Source organism: Enterobacter sp. (assembly GCF_977039595.1).
Genome location: NZ_CDRQYH010000025.1, coordinates 14,820 through 32,185, shown reverse-complemented (window position 1 = coordinate 32,185; position 17,366 = coordinate 14,820). Strand labels below are relative to the sequence as shown.

The 17,366-nt window shown below is 56.7% G+C and carries 18 protein-coding genes; 5 read left to right on the top strand and 13 right to left on the bottom strand.

All coding sequences use genetic code 11. The annotated features are described in order from the left end of the window. Positions 1–163 precede the first annotated feature (163 nt). Entirely contained in the window at positions 164–1,369 is a 1,206-nt protein-coding gene (gene sbcD / locus ACWYRJ_RS10090; RefSeq protein WP_149366129.1) for an exonuclease subunit SbcD, read from the top strand. Then, positions 1,366–4,497: an exonuclease subunit SbcC gene (sbcC, locus tag ACWYRJ_RS10085; protein ID WP_455507814.1), complete on the top strand. Its 3,132-nt coding sequence runs from the start codon at positions 1,366–1,368 to the stop codon at positions 4,495–4,497. Before sbcD ends, sbcC begins: the two co-directional genes overlap by 4 nt. Positions 4,498–4,573: 76 nt before the next feature. On the opposite strand, the gene mak is transcribed toward sbcC, so the two are convergent. After that, entirely contained in the window at positions 4,574–5,479 is a 906-nt protein-coding gene (gene mak / locus ACWYRJ_RS10080) for a fructokinase (protein ID WP_111963438.1), read from the bottom strand. 123 nt (positions 5,480–5,602) lie between these two features. On the opposite strand from mak, the gene rdgC reads away from it, so the two are divergent. Further along, positions 5,603–6,517, top strand: coding sequence for a recombination-associated protein RdgC (gene rdgC / locus ACWYRJ_RS10075; protein ID WP_023310540.1), 915 nt, complete (start codon positions 5,603–5,605; stop codon positions 6,515–6,517). Positions 6,518–6,565: 48 nt separating this feature from the next. Here rdgC and ppnP read toward each other — a convergent pair whose 3' ends face one another. From ppnP to ACWYRJ_RS10050, 5 genes are all read right to left on the bottom strand, one after another. Beyond that, positions 6,566–6,853 carry a pyrimidine/purine nucleoside phosphorylase gene (gene ppnP, locus ACWYRJ_RS10070; protein ID WP_008503270.1) on the bottom strand — a complete coding sequence of 96 codons (288 nt, stop codon included), beginning with the start codon at positions 6,851–6,853 and terminating at the stop codon, positions 6,566–6,568. Positions 6,854–6,924: 71 nt separating this feature from the next. Beyond that, positions 6,925–7,602 (bottom strand): AroM family protein, encoded by a 678-nt coding sequence (locus ACWYRJ_RS10065; protein ID WP_111963439.1) that lies wholly within the window; start codon positions 7,600–7,602, stop codon positions 6,925–6,927. A 237-nt stretch (positions 7,603–7,839) separates the two neighbouring features. After that, positions 7,840–8,031: a protein YaiA gene (gene yaiA / locus ACWYRJ_RS10060; RefSeq protein ID WP_023334675.1), complete on the bottom strand. Its 192-nt coding sequence runs from the start codon at positions 8,029–8,031 to the stop codon at positions 7,840–7,842. Positions 8,032–8,075: 44 nt separating this feature from the next. Next, on the bottom strand, positions 8,076–8,600 hold the full coding sequence (aroL, locus tag ACWYRJ_RS10055; protein ID WP_032639634.1) for a shikimate kinase AroL: 525 nt from the start codon (positions 8,598–8,600) through the stop codon (positions 8,076–8,078). Between the two features lie 144 nt (positions 8,601–8,744). Then, positions 8,745–9,203: a YaiI/YqxD family protein gene (locus ACWYRJ_RS10050; RefSeq protein ID WP_455507813.1), complete on the bottom strand. Its 459-nt coding sequence runs from the start codon at positions 9,201–9,203 to the stop codon at positions 8,745–8,747. 97 nt (positions 9,204–9,300) lie between these two features. On the opposite strand from ACWYRJ_RS10050, the gene proC reads away from it, so the two are divergent. Further along, positions 9,301–10,110 (top strand): pyrroline-5-carboxylate reductase, encoded by an 810-nt coding sequence (gene proC, locus ACWYRJ_RS10045; RefSeq protein ID WP_455507812.1) that lies wholly within the window; start codon positions 9,301–9,303, stop codon positions 10,108–10,110. Positions 10,111–10,124: 14 nt separating this feature from the next. Here proC and adrA read toward each other — a convergent pair whose 3' ends face one another. The 6 genes from adrA to ACWYRJ_RS10015 all read right to left on the bottom strand — a co-directional run bounded on the left by adrA (position 10,125) and on the right by ACWYRJ_RS10015 (position 15,792). Beyond that, on the bottom strand, positions 10,125–11,228 hold the full coding sequence (adrA, locus tag ACWYRJ_RS10040; protein WP_111963441.1) for a diguanylate cyclase AdrA: 1,104 nt from the start codon (positions 11,226–11,228) through the stop codon (positions 10,125–10,127). Positions 11,229–11,330: 102 nt separating this feature from the next. Further along, positions 11,331–11,651: a phosphate starvation-inducible protein PsiF gene (gene psiF / locus ACWYRJ_RS10035; protein ID WP_008503278.1), complete on the bottom strand. Its 321-nt coding sequence runs from the start codon at positions 11,649–11,651 to the stop codon at positions 11,331–11,333. 89 nt (positions 11,652–11,740) lie between these two features. Next, positions 11,741–13,156 carry an alkaline phosphatase gene (phoA, locus tag ACWYRJ_RS10030; RefSeq protein WP_455507811.1) on the bottom strand — a complete coding sequence of 472 codons (1,416 nt, stop codon included), beginning with the start codon at positions 13,154–13,156 and terminating at the stop codon, positions 11,741–11,743. A gap of 99 nt (positions 13,157–13,255) precedes the next feature. After that, entirely contained in the window at positions 13,256–13,516 is a 261-nt protein-coding gene (gene iraP, locus ACWYRJ_RS10025; RefSeq protein WP_024906786.1) for an anti-adapter protein IraP, read from the bottom strand. A gap of 209 nt (positions 13,517–13,725) precedes the next feature. After that, positions 13,726–14,940 (bottom strand): multidrug efflux MFS transporter, encoded by a 1,215-nt coding sequence (locus ACWYRJ_RS10020; protein ID WP_048990434.1) that lies wholly within the window; start codon positions 14,938–14,940, stop codon positions 13,726–13,728. Positions 14,941–15,108: 168 nt separating this feature from the next. After that, a complete protein-coding gene (locus tag ACWYRJ_RS10015) occupies positions 15,109–15,792 on the bottom strand; it encodes an extensin-like domain-containing protein (protein WP_455507810.1) in 684 nt (227 codons plus the stop codon). Between the two features lie 103 nt (positions 15,793–15,895). Between ACWYRJ_RS10015 and ddlA the strand changes: the two genes are divergently transcribed. Continuing rightward, entirely contained in the window at positions 15,896–16,996 is a 1,101-nt protein-coding gene (gene ddlA, locus ACWYRJ_RS10010) for a D-alanine--D-alanine ligase (protein WP_149366134.1), read from the top strand. On the opposite strand, the gene ACWYRJ_RS10005 is transcribed toward ddlA, so the two are convergent. Further along, entirely contained in the window at positions 16,993–17,229 is a 237-nt protein-coding gene (locus tag ACWYRJ_RS10005) for a DUF2754 domain-containing protein (protein WP_111963445.1), read from the bottom strand. The two genes, ddlA and ACWYRJ_RS10005, sit on opposite strands and share 4 nt — an antisense overlap. Between the last annotated feature and the right edge of the window lie 137 nt (positions 17,230–17,366).

Sequence of the window (17,366 nt, the reverse complement as noted above, 5' to 3'; positions counted from 1 at the left end):
ACGTTACAAGTTTGTAATTCGGCGCCATTATGCGTCAGATTTATGACAGATTTATGAAAAACAGTACCACTATAAATGGCAAACTGTTGTTTTATTACAGCGGTTATTTTCCCTTCTCTGAACGTTTATAATCCTGCTTTCTCTTTTTTGCCACGGATCAGCTATGCGCATACTACACACCTCGGACTGGCATCTGGGTCAAAATTTTTACAGCAAAAGCCGTGCGGCTGAACATGAAGCGTTCCTGAACTGGCTGCTGGAAACGGCCCGGACGCATGAGGTGGACGCGATTATCGTGGCGGGAGATATTTTTGATACCGGCTCGCCGCCGAGCTACGCGCGCGAGCTGTACAACCGCTTCGTGGTGAATTTACAGCAAACAGGGTGTCATCTGGTGATTGTCGCCGGCAACCACGATTCCGTCGCAACGCTGAATGAATCCCGCGACATCCTGGCGTTTCTCAATACCACCGTCGTCGCCAGCGCCGGGCACGCCCCGCAGATCCTGAAAAAACGCGACGGGTCGCCGGGGGCGGTGCTGTGTCCGATACCGTTTTTACGTCCGCGCGACATCGTGCAAAGCCAGGCGGGGCTGTCGGGTGCGGAAAAGCAGCAGCATTTATTACAGGCCATCACCGACTATTACCACCAGCAGCACGCCGAAGCCTGTGCACTGCGGGGTGACCAGCCGATTCCGGTGATTGCAACCGGGCATCTCACCACGGTCGGGGCCAGTAAAAGTGACGCCGTGCGTGACATCTATATCGGCACGCTGGATGCCTTTCCGGCGCAAAACTTCCCGCCAGCCGACTACATCGCGCTAGGCCACATCCACCGCGCTCAGGTCATCGGCGGCTGCGAGCATATCCGCTACTGTGGCTCACCTGTTTCGCTCAGCTTCGACGAAACGGGCAAAGCCAAATCCGTGCATCTGGTGAGTTTTAGCGAGGGCAAACTCAGCGCCGTCGAGACGCTGGAGGTGCCCGTCACCCAGCCGCTGGCGGTGCTGAAGGGCGATCTCGACGCCATTTCCACCCAGTTGGAGCAGTGGCGCGGCGTCGAGCAAGATCCCCCCGTCTGGCTGGATATCGAAATCACCACCGACGACTACCTGCACGATATGCAGCGAAAAATCCAGGCACTGACCGAAGACTTGCCGGTAGAGGTGTTACTGGTGCGCCGCAGCCGCGAGCAGCGCGAGAAAATTCTGTTAAGCGCTCAACGCGAAACGCTCAGTGAGCTTCGGGTTGAAGAGGTGTTTGAACGCAGGCTCTCGCAGGAGGAAATCGACGACACGAAGCGCGCAAGACTCAGCGAACTGTTCAGCCATACCCTGCATGCGCTCAATGATGAGGAAGAAAACGCGTGAAAATTCTGAGCCTGCGCCTGAAAAATATCAACTCCCTCAAGGGCGAGTGGAAAATTGACTTTACCGCTGAGCCGTTTGCCAGCAACGGGCTGTTTGCCATCACCGGCGCGACCGGGGCAGGTAAAACTACCCTGCTCGACGCCATCTGTCTGGCGCTTTATCACGAAACGCCGCGCCTGAATAAGGTCTCCCAGGCGCAAAACGATCTGATGACGCGCGACACCGCCGAGTGCCTGGCGGAAGTGGAGTTCGAGGTAAAAGGCATCGCCTACCGCGCCTTCTGGAGCCAGAACCGGGCGCGCAACCAGCCTGACGGGAACCTGCAGGCACCGCGCGTTGAGCTGGCGCGCTGCGAAGATGGCAAAATCCTGGCCGACAAAGTGACGGATAAACTGGAGCAAACCGCCGCGCTCACCGGGCTGGACTATGGCCGCTTTACCCGCTCGATGCTGCTCTCACAGGGGCAATTTGCTGCCTTCCTCAACGCCAAACCGAGCGATCGTGCCGAGCTGCTGGAAGAGCTGACCGGCACCGAGATCTACGGCCAGATTTCCGCCATGGTGTTTGAAAAACACAAAGCCGCCCGCAGCGTGCTTGAAAAGTGCGAGGCGCAGGCGGCGGGCGTCGTGCTGTTGAGTGAAGAGCAACAGCAGCAGTTACAGCAAAGTTTGCAGGCACTTACTGACGAAGAGAAAATCCTGCTGGAACAGCAGCAAAGCCAACAGAAAGATTTTCAGTGGCTTACGCGCCATGAAGAGCTCGTAAGAGAGCAACAGCGCGTCAACGCGCTCCAGCAGCATGCGCAACAGGCGCTGGCGGACGCAGCACCTGAGCTGGCAAAACTCCAGCTTGCTCTGCCCGCCGCCCAGCTTCGACCGCTTTGGGAGCATCAGCAGGAACAAACCGCACGCCTGACGCAAACGCAGCAGCGTATTATCGAAGTAAATACTCGCTTACAAGCCAAAACCGCACTGCGCGCGCGGATCCGCAACTCTGCACTGCGTAACCACGAGCAGCTACATACCGAACTGACGTCGCTGGCGCAGTGGCTGGCGGAGCACGAGCGTTATCGCCTGCTGGGGCAGGAGATCGCCGGATGGCGTGCCCAGTTCTCGCAGCTTAACCGCGATAAAACGCAGTTAGCCTCGCTTGCGGCGCGGATAGGTGAATTACGCAACAAGCTGGCTGAGATGCCGGAAAATGCGCTGACGCTAACGGCGGACGAAGTCAGCGTGGCCATGGAGCAGCAGTCCCGGTCACGCACGCTGCGCCAGCAGCTGACGTCGCTGCATGCCCGCTATCAGCCGCTGCAAAAGCGCCTGCGCCAGAGCGGTGAAAGCGTGCAGAAGGCGCAGGCCGAACAAAATAAACTCAATGAAACGCTGACGCTGCGCCGCCAGCAGTACAAAGAAAAAAACCAGCACTATCTCGACCTGAAAGCCCTGTGCGAGACCGAAGCAACAATCAAGAAGCTGGAGCATTACCGTTCGCAGCTTGAGGCGGGTAAACCCTGTCCGCTGTGCGGTTCCTGCGAACATCCGGCCGTTGAGCAATATCAGTCGCTTGAGCTGACGGATAACCAGCGCCGCCGTGATGCCCTGGAAAAAGAGGTCGCCGCCCTTAAAGAGGAAGGCCTGCTGGTGCTGGGACAGGTCAATGCCCTGACTCAGCAGATCCAGCGTGAAACAGACGACGCGCAGACGCTTTCTCAGGAAGAGCAAGCGCTCACTAAAGAGTGGATGGCGGCCTGCACGTCCCTGAACATTTCATTGAATATTCAGGATGATATCGCGCCATGGCTGAACGAACAGGAACAGTACGAGCGCCAGCTTTATCAGCTCAGCCAGCGGCTGACCCTGCAGAACCAGCTGAACGAACAGGAAGCGCAGGAGCGGCAGTATCAGCAGCAGCTGGCGGCCACGCGCCAGGCGCTAGAACATGCCCTGCTCGCGCTCTCACTTAACGCACCTGAAGAGGGTCAGGAAGCCGCCTGGCTTCAGGCCCGTGAAGCTGAATTCGCGCAGTGGCAGGAGAAGCAAGCGCAGCACGGCGTGCTTCAGGAACGCATAAACGCCCTGAAGCCGCTGCTCGACGCGCTACCGGAAACGAACAGCGAAGACGCCGAACCGGCCATTCCTGACCACTGGCGCGACGTCCACGACGAATGCGTGTCGCTGCAAAGCCAGCTCACCGCGCAGCAGCAGCAGGAAAAGCTGGAGCAAGAGCGACTGCAGCAGTCGCAGACGCAGTTCAGCGCGGCGCTCTCGGCGAGCTGCTTTGCCGATCGGGACGCGTTTCTTGCCGCCCTGCTGGATGACGATGCCATTCGCCACCTCGAACAGCGAAAGCAGTCGCTGGAAAACCAGATACAGCAGGCCGCGGCCCTTTGCGATCAGGCGAACCAACAGCTGCAGTCTCATCTGGCGCTGCGGCCGGAAGGGCTCAACGAAGATGCTCCTGCGCTGCAAAGCCAGCTGCAGCAGCTGGCGCAACGGCTGCGCGAGAACACCACGCATCAGGGTGAGTTCCGTCAGCAGCTTAAGCAGGACAGCGATAACCGGCAGCATCAGCTGGCGTTGATGCAGGAAATTGAAGAGGCCGCGCGCCAGGCAGACGACTGGGGGTACCTGAACGCGCTGATCGGCTCGAGCACCGGCGACAAGTTCCGCAAGTTCGCCCAGGGGCTGACGCTGGACAATCTTGTCTGGCTTGCTAACCAGCAGCTTAACCGTTTACACGGGCGTTATTTATTGCAGCGTAAGGCCAGCGACGCGCTGGAGCTGGAAGTGGTGGATACGTGGCAGGCGGATGCGGTTCGCGATACCCGCACGCTCTCAGGCGGCGAGAGCTTCCTGGTCAGCCTGGCGCTGGCGCTGGCGCTTTCCGATCTGGTGAGTCATAAAACGCGGATCGATTCCCTGTTCCTGGATGAAGGGTTCGGCACGCTCGACAGTGAGACGCTGGATACGGCGCTGGATGCGCTCGACGCACTAAACGCCACCGGGAAAACCATCGGCGTGATCAGCCACGTAGAGGCGATGAAAGAGCGTATTCCGGTGCAGATCAAGGTGAAGAAAATTAACGGGCTGGGGTATAGCAGGCTGGATAAGGAATTTGCGGTGGGGTGAAGGGTGGAACGGTGCGTTCTGGTGCCCCTCACCCTTGCCCTCTCCCACAGGGAGAGGGAATAAACACTATTTGCTTTTATTCCGGCCACAGCCACGCCGCGCCGCGCACGCCGCTGGAGTCACCGTGGACAGCTTTGCGGATCGGGGTTTCACACTCGCCGCCGAAAACCCACTGTTTCACCAGGTTCGGTACCGTGGCGTACAGCCGGTCGACGTTGCTCATGCCGCCGCCGAGCACAATCACGTCCGGATCGAGAATATTCACCACGTGGGCCAGCGATTTCGCCAGCCGCATTTCGTAGCGGCTCAGCGCCAGCTCCGCCACCGGATCCTGCGCTTCGACCAGACGCATGATCTCATTACCCTTGAGCGGCTGGCCGCTCAGGCGGTGGTAGTCGGTCGCAAAACCGGTACCGGAGATAAACGTCTCAATACAGCCCTGCTTTCCGCAGTAGCACGGCACTTCAGCGCGGTATTTAAGCTCGTCTTCATCCATCCACGGCAGCGGGTTGTGCCCCCACTCGCCCGCGGTGCCGTTACCGCCGATATGGGCGCGTCCGCCAAACGCCACGCCCGCACCGCAGCCGGTACCGACGATCACGGCAAATACGGTCTGGGCACCTGCCGCCGCGCCGTCGATGGCCTCGGAGACCGCCAGACAGTTAGCGTCGTTGGCCAGACGCACTTCCCGGTTCAGACGTTGGCTCAAATCTTTATCGAACGGCTGACCGTTGAGCCAGGTGGAGTTGGCATTTTTAACCACGCCGGTATACGGCGAGATCGACCCCGGGATCCCCATCCCTACGCTCCCGGTTTGCCCTGTCGCCTGCTCGGCCATCTCAACCAGTTGGGCAATCGTCTCGATAGTCTGGCGATAATCATCGCGCGGCGTTGGCAGACGATGGCGAAACAGCTGCTGCCCCTGCTCGCTCAGCGCGATGACTTCTGTTTTGGTGCCGCCCAAATCGATCCCAATACGCACAAGACTCTCCTCATTATTTTGATTATCAACAGAGTAGAAGCACGCATCCCGATTAGCAATGCAAGCGATGCGACAATTCGTTATCATGCCCGCTGATTTAACGACAAGGCCGTGGAAATTATCATGCTGTGGTTCAAAAATTTGATGGTTTACCGTCTCAGCCGCGACGTTTCGCTGCGTGCAGAAGAGATGGAAAAACAGTTAGCCGCTTATACCTTTTCCCCTTGCGGTAGCCAGGATATGGCAAAAACCGGTTGGGTTCCGCCAATGGGTTCACAAAGCGATGCACTGACCCACGCCAGCAGCACGGGTCAAATTATCGTCTGTGCCCGTAAAGAAGAGAAAATCCTGCCGACGCCGGTGGTTAAGCAGGCGCTCGAGGCGAAAATTTTTAAGCTGGAAGCCGAACAGGGCCGCAAGCTGAAAAAAACCGAAAAAGATTCGCTGAAGGACGAAGTACTGCACTCCCTGCTGCCGCGCGCCTTTAGCCGCTTCAGCCAGACCATGATGTGGATCGACACCGTCAACGGGCTGATCATGGTGGACTGCGCCAGCGCCAAGAAAGCAGAAGATACGCTGGCCCTGCTGCGCAAAAGCATCGGATCTTTACCGGTCGTTCCGCTGGCGCTGGAAACGCCGATCGAGCTGACGCTGACCGAATGGGTACGCAGCGGCGCTGCGGCCCAGGGCTTCCAGATCCTTGATGAAGCCGAGCTGAAAGCCCTGCTGGAAGATGGCGGCGTGATCCGCGCGAAGAAGCAGGATCTGGTCAGCGACGAGATCGCCGTACACATCGAAGCGGGTAAAGTGGTCACCAAGCTGGCGCTCGACTGGCAGCAGCGCATCCAGTTCGTGATGTGCGACGACGGCTCCGTGAAGCGTCTGAAGTTCTGCGACGAGCTGCGCGATCAGAACGAAGATATCGACAGAGAAGATTACGCCCAGCGTTTTGACGCGGATTTCATCCTGATGACCGGCGAGCTGGCCGCGTTGATTCAGAATCTGGTGGAAGGTCTCGGCGGCGAAGCGCAGCGATAACGGGCAAAACGTAGGCCGGGTAAGCGTTAGCGCCACCCGGCTAATTTTTTATTTCAGGTAGCGGCACAGATAAGAGGTGGGCTCAGCCACCTGCAAATGAAATTCGCTGTGGCCAGGGACGTTGAAAACTTGCCCGGCAGCGTAAACTTTCCATTCCGTTTCGCCCGGCAGCAGGACGTTCAGCGCACCGCTGACGACCGTCATTTCTTCCGCTTCCGCCGTGCCAAAGGTGTATTCCCCTTCTGCCATTACGCCAACGCTGGCGCGGCCAGTGCTGCTGCTGGTAAAACCAATGGATTTCACTTTACCGGAAAAGTATTCGTTACTCTGAAGCATGAACTGGCCCTTATATTTTTAGATAAAAATTCACTATAGGGGCCATGCTCATCACCTGTCACGCAAAATCATTACACGAGCAGTTCCGAGGCCAGGCGAGCCATCAGAACGTTGGATAACAGCACCGGGACATCCAGCGCTTTTTGCAGTAAATCACGATGATGCTGGTGGAAACCCAGGCAGTCCAGAATCAGGACATCGGCCCCTCTCTCCAGCAGTTCCTTCCCGGCAGCAATGAGTTTGGCCTCACTGTCCCAGAACGGATTGGCCAGTGCGTACAAAGGCACTTTTTCCAGCACGTGCCATTTTGCCTCCTGGTTATCCATGAGTTCCTCGATGGGGACAATCACCCCCACCTGATGACCATCCACGATGGAGGCCACCAGCGGCGGAATGATCCGCATCGGTTCCAGTAAAATCGCATTGCGCGCCATCAGCCCCTTAATGGGAGCCGTGCTCATCAGCAAAATAACGTCATAACCTTGATTATCGAGCACTTCTATCACGCCCTGCAGCGAGCGCTCGATTTTCTGGCGTGAAACGTGCGCCAGTTTACCGTCACTTAATAACGTCGCCAGGGGATCCTCCCCCGCCTCGACAGCGTAGTCCTCCATGACCTCTTCCCGACTCATCTTCCCCAACAGGCTAAGATGCGTTATCTGTTGTTCAGATACATGCTCGGTTAAGAGCGGTAACACTTCGCTTACAGGGACCACACCAATGGTGAGGATCGCCAACGTTGCCTTCATCTTTATCGCCTTCCATTACTTCAACATCGTGCACACAGGTACAGGCTCACTACGCTGCACAGTTCGTTTTTTCAACAAAACAGCACCAAGCGTAGCAGGTGATCCCGACATCGAAATGTAAAGATCGCCTGCCGATACCAGAGTTACTTGTAATAACTAAATATTAACTCCTGCTTAACTTTCACGATGAGTAAAAAGTGTGATTCAGGCACGATCCTGGAGCGTTTAGGAAAACATTCAGGTTATGTCGGGATCTTCATAGCGCCGTTTCGCATCCAGCGCTTCCTGTTCAGTCTCGTGTTCACTGATCAGCGAGTCCGGCTTGGGGTGATCGGCACGCAGTTGATACCAGGTCACGGTATGACCCGTATGGCCTTTTTCAACGGTAACAATGCGCGCTTCACGCGGATAGGGAGGTCTGGTTGGCATAGCTCATCCTTTTTTTATGTCTGAGCTATAAGTATAGACGCCGCTTAGCTGGCACAAGCCAAACGCAGGGCGGTAATAATCTGAATCACAACGTCTTCGGGAGAGGCTGACGCATCCACCACGTGGTGAGCCGCTTCGCGGTATAACGCATCGCGTTCCGCCAGCACTTCACTCACCTCTTCGTTCAGCGGCCTGGAGGTCAGCGCAGGGCGTTGCCCCTCTTCCGGAAAGGCTTCCAGACGCCCAACCAGGGCCGACACCGGCGCGCTAAGGTAGATCACAATCCCCTTTTCGCGCATAAAGTGACGATTACACTCCGCCAGAACAATGCCACCCCCGGTCGCGATCACGGCAGACGGGGTGGTGACCGCTTTCAGCGCGGCCGTTTCGCGCGCGCGAAAGCTCTCCCATCCCTCTTGCTCAACAATCTCAGCGATGGTTTTTCCGGCCTCGGTTTGCAGCCAGTGGTCGGTATCCACAAACTGGCGATGACACACGCGTGCCAGCTCCAGGCCAACGGTGGTTTTCCCACAGCCGCGGGGGCCAACTAAAAAGATGGGTTGGGTCATAGCCAGGTGTTCCCCTTGATGCCGGATGGCTGAAGAGTGTAAAGAAATAATTGCAGAAGATGTTGCGATTACTTTACTGCAAAGCGGTACGGGATGACAACCCTGTGGAAGCCACACTGTACCACAAATTGACAATAATTATCATTACGCTGTGCGGCGCTTTACTTCCAGCAGCCATTTATCCAGTTCGGCAGCAAACTGCTGACGATCGCGCTGTGACAGGCTGTCCGGTCCCCCGGTCTGCACGCCGCTGGCCCGCATCGTATCCATAAAATCGCGCATGGTGAGCTTCTCGCGAATGGTCGACTGCGAGTATCGCTCTCCGCGCGGATTGAGCGCCGCGGCCCCTTTTTCCAGCACTTCGGCAGCCAGGGGAATATCCGCCGTGATCACCAGATCCTCCGCGCTGCACAGGCGGACAATTTCGTTATCCGCCACGTCGAACCCGGCCGGCACGCGCAAAGAGCGGATGAACCGCGAAGGCGGTACGCGAATATTCTGGTTCGCCACCAGCGTCAGCGGCATCTGAACGCGCTCGGCGGCGCGAAATAAAATCTCTTTAATCACATTCGGACACGCGTCCGCATCAACCCAAATCGCCATATTGTCTCCCCATAATAACTCTGCCGACTATTGTCGCCTGCATTTCGTTGTTAAGCTATCAATCAGAGAAAACAACGCATAATGACGGAGAATCGTGATGGACAAGAAAATCGGGTTTATCGGCTGCGGTAACATGGGCAAAGCCATCCTGGGCGGCCTGATCGCCAGCGGGCAGGTGCTGCCGGGTCAGATTTGGGTCTATACCCCGTCACCGGACAAGGTCGCCGCGTTGCGCGATCAGTACGGGATCAACGCCGCCGAAAGCGCGCAGGAAGTGGCCCAGGTCGCCGATATCGTCTTTGGCGCCGTCAAGCCGAACATCATGATCAAAGTACTGAGCGATATCACCTCCAGCCTGAATAAAGAGACGCTGGTGGTGTCGATTGCCGCGGGCGTCACCCTCGATCAGCTGGCGCGCGCGCTGGGTCACGATCGTAAAATCGTCCGCGCGATGCCCAATACCCCTTCGCTGGTCAACGCCGGCATGACCTCCGTCACGCCTAACGCGCTGGTGACCTCAGAAGAAGTGGCTGATGTACTGAACATTTTCCGCTGCTTCGGCGAAGCAGAAGTGATTGCCGAATCGATGATCCATCCGGTGGTCGGCGTCAGTGGATCAGCCCCTGCGTATGTCTTCATGTTTTTAGAAGCGATGGCCGATGCCGCCGTTCTTGGTGGAATGCCGCGCGCCCAGGCGTATAAATTCGCCGCGCAGGCCGTCATGGGCTCCGCCAAAATGGTGCTGGAGACCGGTAAACACCCGGGTGAGCTGAAAGATATGGTCTGCTCCCCTGGCGGTACCACCATTGAAGCGGTGCGGGTGCTGGAGGAGCGCGGGTTCCGCTCGGCCGTCATTGAGGCAATGGTAAAATGCATGGAAAAATCAGAGAAGCTGAGTAAATCCTGATTTCTGACCGGGCGTCAGGCGGCCACTTCGGTGCGGCCGCGCCCGGCATTTTTCGCCCTGTACAGCGCCACGTCAGCCGCCTTCAGCCACTCCCGATAATGTCCAAACTGCGGCCCCCAGGGGGCAACGCCTACGCTGATGCGCAGCGCTTCTTTTGGTGCGCACGGTAACGTCAGTTTTTCCAGCCGCTCATGCAACCGCGACATCACCGCGATGGCGCTTTCCGCCGCGGTCTGCGACATAATCACCGCAAACTCATCCCCACCAAACCGGCCTATAGCATCGCCAGACCGTACTGACCGCTGGAGCTGACGCGTAATGGCGATGATCGCCTCGTCGCCGACAGCGTGCCCCCAGGTGTCGTTGATGTTTTTAAAGTGGTCGATATCAATCAGCAAAATCGTGGCGGTGCAGTGGTCGCGGCGGCAATGCTCAAATTCATTTCGCAGCAGCATTTCCCAGTGGCGGCGATTAAAGACCCCGGTCATGCCGTCACGGGTGCTCATCATTTCCAGCCGCTGCTTGTGCTCTGCAAGCCTGACGGCGGTGCGGTGGCTGAGCCAGGCAAAAAGCATGGGATAAAGCACCAGTACGGGCAGCGTTAGGCCCCACTCTACCGGGTCGGGCCTGAAAACAGCCACGCTCCCGACAAGCGGCAGCGTCACCAGCGCGGAGAGCAGAGTCAACAGGATCCCCGGGATAAACAGGCGACAGCCCCCGGAGCCCATCATATTCATACCTACCATCATCACCAGCGCTGCCGAGGGTAACGCGCTCATCCCCATCACGCCGATCCAGAGCCCGGCAATGATGGCATCGATCTTAAGATTGAACACTTCCTGCTGTTGAGGTGACGCGGCCCGGCAGGATAACTGCCAGGCGAAATGGGGCCAGACGAACGCCCAACCGACCAGTAAAAGCCACCAGCCTCCGGGTAAAAAATGGGTGACCAGCATTCCCGCAACCGGGAAAAACATCGCTGCCAGCCCCACGGCGCGCGCCAGCCGAACCCGCCGGGCAAACTGAATGCCGGCACGGTGAGGGTCATCCTGAGAAAGGGTTAAATTCCACTCTTCCCGAATGCGCTTTTTGTTGTAATACGTTTCATCATTCATCATTTTTGGGAATATTCTGAAACATTTTCCCAAATTATAGAGAGGGGGTCTGCGGGGAAAGTATGAAATTTCGGGTGAGCCGCCGATGCCGCTCACCCGTTCGAACTACACTTTTTTCTTCAGGCAGGCACTCATGAACTTGCTGCGGTCATCCCCTTTAAGGGACTGCTCGGTTGCCTTGGCATTACACTCGCGCATCTTTTGCTGCTGAGGCGTCAGGCTTTTTTCAGCCGGCTTCGAGGCGCCGTTTTTGAGGCAGTCGCTCATGTAGGTCTTACGAGCATCGCCCTTAAGACTCTGAGACGTCGCCTGTTGATTACAGGTAGTCATACGCTGCTGCTGCGGCGTTAACGTTTTCTCTTCCGCGTTCGCCGATGCGACCAGGAACAGGCCGGAGAGCAGAGTAACCAGTAATGTTGTTTTCATTGCACCATCCTTTTGTGAACATTCCCTGTAAGTCTGGTTCGTGACAGGAAAAAAACCACCCGGCAGATGTGATTTCCGCCGGGATTTTATTATTTAAGGCCCAGCGCCGCCTTCATGGTGTAGAACAGATCCGTTTGATCGGTCAGGCCTACCACGTTGGCCGCGTGCGGGCCGTAGGCGGCAATACGCAGCTGGGTGCCCGTGTGCTCCATGGACTCTTCTTCAGAGTTGCCGTAGCTCATCACCATGACGGCACCATCTTTGGTGTTTAGCGCCTGCGTCAGGCCAGGGGCTTTGGTATCTGGCGGAATGATTTGGCTGGCGTGCGCGTGGTCCGCGGTGACGATCACCAGGGTGTTACCGTCTTTTTTCGCGAACGCGAGCGCTTTCTGCACCGCTTCGTCCAGATCGACGGTTTCGCCAATCTGACCGCACGGATTTGCCGCATGATCCTGCTTATCGATCGACGCGCCTTCTACCTGCAGGAAGAACCCTTTTTCGCTCTTGCTCAGCAGAGAAATCGCTTTATCGGTCATCGCCGCCAGCGTCGGTACGCTGTCCGTGCGTTTCGGGTTTGGCGCACAGGTCACCGCAGGCTGATCGATATTGCCGTGATACGAGGCTTTTGGACCTTCCCAGCGCACGGGCATGTTGCCGTCAGAGAACAGCCCCAGCAGCGGTTTATCCTGGTTCGCCTCGGTTATCGCCGCCAGAGCATTTGCGTCACTCACCAGCTGATAGCCGCGAGCCTGCGCCTGCTCGCGCAGCGTTTTGCCCTGCCATTCGCCCGCCGTTGCGGTTTCCGCGAATGTTTTCGCGCCGCCGCCCAGCGTCACGTCAGGACGCGCGTTCAGCAACTGTTCCGTAATCGAGCCTTTGCCGCCTTTTTCCAGCGCATTCGTTGGGCATTTTTCGCTGGTCGCTGACGGGCCGTAGCATTTACGCGAGGTCACGTGTGCCACCAGCGCCGCAGGCGTCGCATCCTGAAGTTCAGCGGTGGAGACGTTGCCGGTCGCCAGGCCCGCCGCTTTTGCCATCTCCAGAAGGGTTTGATGATCTTTTTCGTGAATATCCACGCCCAGCGCACCATTATAGGTTTTCACGCCGGTGGACCACGCAGTGGCAGAGGCCGCGGAGTCCGTTACGTAATCCGGTTTACCGGTTTTTTTATCCAGCGCGTAGTGGGTATATTGTCCGGTCAACGGTAATGCGTCGATACCTTTAAAAAAGCCGCCCGCACCCTCGGCATAATTTCGCGCCGCCGTGATTTCGGAATCCCCCATTCCATCGCCAATCAGCAGAATAATATTTTTCGCTGGCTTATCATTCAGCGAAGCGCGAATAGCAGCAGTTTGATCTTCAGATAAACGACGCGCGCCGCCAGGCTGGGTGATATCCCCTTTTGCCGCACGATTATCCAGCACGCTGGTTTGCGTCGTATCAGCATAAATGGCAGGGGTAATTAACAGGGGAAGTAATGCGATGAAAAGTGCGCTCTGTTTCAATTTATTTTCTCCATGTACAAATACATAAAAATAAAAACAGAGCGACTATAGGCATCCTGCATGACAATTCTATGACACGTCGTTACGTCCTGTGACGGTTTAGCTGCGCGGATGCCTTAACAGCTTCTTTACGTACTGGTGGAGCATCTCAGCATCCTCAACCGGTACCTGCGATTCAGGCCTGACGCTATCCAGCGCGCCTTCCACGCTCTCAATCAACGCCTGCTGATCGGTTTTCGCCATTTGTCGCAGCAGCGCGGTGACCACAATTTCAAGCGCTTCGACCTGAGCCACCAGCTCTTTTGACTCTTCTTCCTTTTGTGCCAGCTTGACCAGCAATTCAGCAATGAGGTTTTTCATCGTGCCAGTTCCTTTTCAGTTTTGTCTGAAGTTATCACTCTGAATCCCTATTGCAAAGAGAAGAAATTAATTATGGTATGCAAAAGTGATACAGGAACGGAAATAAAGAGGCAGCGCCGTGAGCGAAACGTTTTTCTATAAAAAGCAGCCGCATTTTGTTATATAAAAATGCGGCTACCATAAGAATATATAATACATCTATGAAATCGTTACCTTGCCGATTTGGCCTCCGCCATTTGTCTGCGGCGTCGCAGCGCAATAGCCAGCTGGATAATATTGATTAAAACGACAATAGCTGTCGCCGCAAATACCCAACGAAAACCGGCCATCGCAGAAACGGAGGCGCCAATAAGCGGGCCGGCAACATTCCCCAGATACATAAACGACTGGTTATATCCAAAAATACGCCCCGTCACCTGGTCGCTGGAATATTTGACCAACAGGGTCTGTACCGCAGGCAACATGGCGCCATCAGCAAAGCCGAGCAGAAATCGCAATATGCCAAGCTGAAGCGGAGAGGTGACAAACGACATCGCGAAGAAGAGCACCACCGCAAAGATCAGCGTCGCCATCAGGATGCGCGCCGTGCCGATCCTGTCACCCAGTTTTCCCAGACGCGGCGCGGAAATCAGGGCTGATACGCCCGGCACGGCGGCAATCATGCCGCTAAGAAAAGCGATATTCGTGCTCTCCGGCTCCATCGACTTGATAAACAGCGCCAGAATCGGCCCCACCGAACCATTACAGAGCTGGATCACCATAGTGGTCACAAACAGGCTGATCATCAGGCCCGGATAAGGCAGCGAGGCGAAAACGGCCTTGCCGCTGAGGCGTTCAGACTTACTGATAACCGGGCGGCCCCCTTCTTTAATCAGAAAGAGCGTGACCAGAAAACTGACCACCAGCAGAACCGCAGTGATGATAAATACCGCACGCAGCCCGACGTGGTCCGCCAGAAAGCCCCCCAGCAGCGGCCCGCCGATGACGCCGCTGATCTGTGCCGTGGAGAGTGTACTCAGCGCCCAGCCGCTACGCTCGCGCGGCACCTGAGAGGCGACCAGCGCCATGGCGTTTGGAATATACCCGGACGTCAACCCCATCACCGCCCGCAGGAAGAACAGCTGCCAGACGTTGGTGGCGAAGGCCTGCAGCAGAATGGCAATCGCCATCCCGAGCGAGGCGCGTAGCAGCATCAGTTTACGGCCTTTCCGATCCGCCAGGCTGCCCCACATCGGTGACACAATGGCGGAAACCAGAAACGTGACGCTGAACGTCAGACCGGACCACATGGAAAGGGCTTCATGCGAGGTCACCCCCAGCTGCGACACGTACAGAGGCAGGAACGGCAAAATCTGGCTGATGGCCAGTCCGGTAAAGAAGCAGCCGAACCAAACCGAGATGAGATTAACTTTCCAGGATTCCATAAAGAAATAGTCTTCATTTTTAGGCGAATTCGCCGACAGATTAGCAAGTTACGCGTATTAACGTCGCACCAGAGATGCGGCCCGACTGACTTTGGTGTTTTATCTCCCCAGTCATCATATTTGTGAAATAAGTCACAATTCATCCATTTTCTGGCGGAATATTATGCTTCAACGGCAGAGGCCAAAACCGCGCATTCCCAGATGAAAATGGTTGGCATGCGCCGCGTTATACTCCGGCCCCAGTCCGTTTCCGTAGTACCCACAGCTCGCCGCCAGCATGGCCTTCAGCCAGGGCTGCGTGGTGGCCGCCTTCCAGCCGTTCAGCACCGTGACGCGTTCACCGTTCGCCAGACGAAAAGCGGCAATATCCAGCGCCTCCGCCGTGGCATGTTCACTGCGGCGCGCGTCAGGGCGATGATAAATATTGCGGCAGGCAAAGCTGCCGAGGTGGTCGATACGCGCCAGGTCACTGCCCGTATAACGTTTTGTCAGCGGCCGGGCCTGCTGGCTGATAAAGAGGGCTGAGCTGAGCGCCAGCGGGCAGCTGGCAAGAAAACTGCTGTTCAGGCCGACCGGGCCGAAGTCACTCACGCGCACGACGTTATTAAGCGGACACGCGCCGCCGCTATCAGCCACCGGCTGGGTGCGGATGAGATCGCGTTGATTAGCCTGTGCGAGCAGGCTCGCGCACGCCTCGTGGGTTAAACGCCGAAGCTTATACTGGGTGATTCGACCCGGCGGGTCGTCAAGCGTCAGCGGCATGAAAGGGTTGTAGTAAGGCGGCAACCAGCGGTAACCCACCGTTGCGATGGCCAAAATGATAAATACGGTCAGCAGCGTTTTTCCTTTCACTCTCCCCCCTCAACATTCCCCAAAACATTATGGCAGAAGGCCGCGAAACCCGCCGGGCATCGTGGTATGTTATTGGCTTTTCGTCATACTGGAAGAGAGTGAGATGGCTAAGCAGCGCGTAGGTATTGTCTTTGGGGGAAAATCAGCGGAACACGAAGTGTCATTGCAATCGGCCAAAAATATCGTTGATGCGATCGATAAAAGCCGTTTCGACGTGGTGCTGCTGGGCATTGATAAACAGGGCCAGTGGCACGTTAACGATGCCAGCCAGTATCTGCTGAATGCCCACGATCCGGCACATATCGCCCTGAATCCTTCAGAAATTAGCGTCGCCACCGTACCCGGCGTCGTAAAAGGGCAGCTCATCGACGCCGGCAATGCGCAGGCTCTCGCCCAGATCGACGTCGTCTTCCCGATTGTTCACGGCACCCTGGGCGAAGATGGTTCCCTGCAGGGAATGCTGCGCATGGCCAACCTGCCGTTCGTCGGATCGGACGTCCTCGGCTCTGCCGCGTGCATGGACAAAGACGTCACCAAACGCCTGCTGCGCGATGCCGGGCTGAATATTGCGCCGTTCGTGACGCTCACCCGCGCCAACCGCGACAAACACAGCTTTACGCAAATCAGTGCAGAGCTGGGTCTGCCGTTGTTTGTGAAGCCTGCAAACCAGGGCTCCTCCGTGGGCGTCAGCAAAGTGACCAGCGAAGCTGAGTTCACGCAAGCCGTCCGCCTGGCTTTTGAGTTCGACCATAAAGTGGTGGTTGAGCAGGGCATCAAAGGTCGTGAAATTGAGTGCGCCGTGCTGGGCAACGATTTTCCCCAGGCGAGCACCTGCGGTGAAGTGATCTTAAACAGCGACTTCTACTCGTACGACACCAAATACATTGATGATAAAGGCGCGCAGGTTGTCGTGCCTGCGGCTCTCGATCCGGCGGTTAACGATAAGATCCGGGCGATCGCCATTCGCGCTTATCAGACGCTCGGCTGCTGCGGCATGGCGCGCGTGGATGTGTTCCTGACGGCGGAAAACGAGGTGGTGATCAATGAAATTAACACGCTGCCGGGGTTCACTAACATCAGCATGTATCCGAAGCTGTGGCAGGCGAGCGGCCTGAGCTACCCGGAATTGATCACCCGCCTGATCGAGCTGGCGCTGGAGCGTCACGCCGCCGACAGCGCGCTTAAAAGTTCCGTAAACGGTTAATCGGCGCGCTTCGCCGACTCTGCCTCATCCGCTGTCGTCTCTTCAGGGCGACGGCGGATAATCAACCCCGCCAGCCAGAAACTAATGACCCAGGTCACCAGCCCTACGGCATACGTTTGCCAGCCTTTTGCTTCAAACCCCAACAGGCCCACAATACCGTTAAGAATAAAGATCAGCCCGATAGCGAAGGCGTAGTAGTGCCAGTCACGGCGTAGTTTGGACGTGAGCTTCATAACAACTCCGGCAGGAAAAAAAGACATCCTCTCACAGTTTTACGGCCAGGTCTGTGGCAGATACGGAAATTCTGAAACGCGACGCAATTTCACTTAAGTTAATAAATTGTGACGTGCTGCAGAAATCAACAATCCAG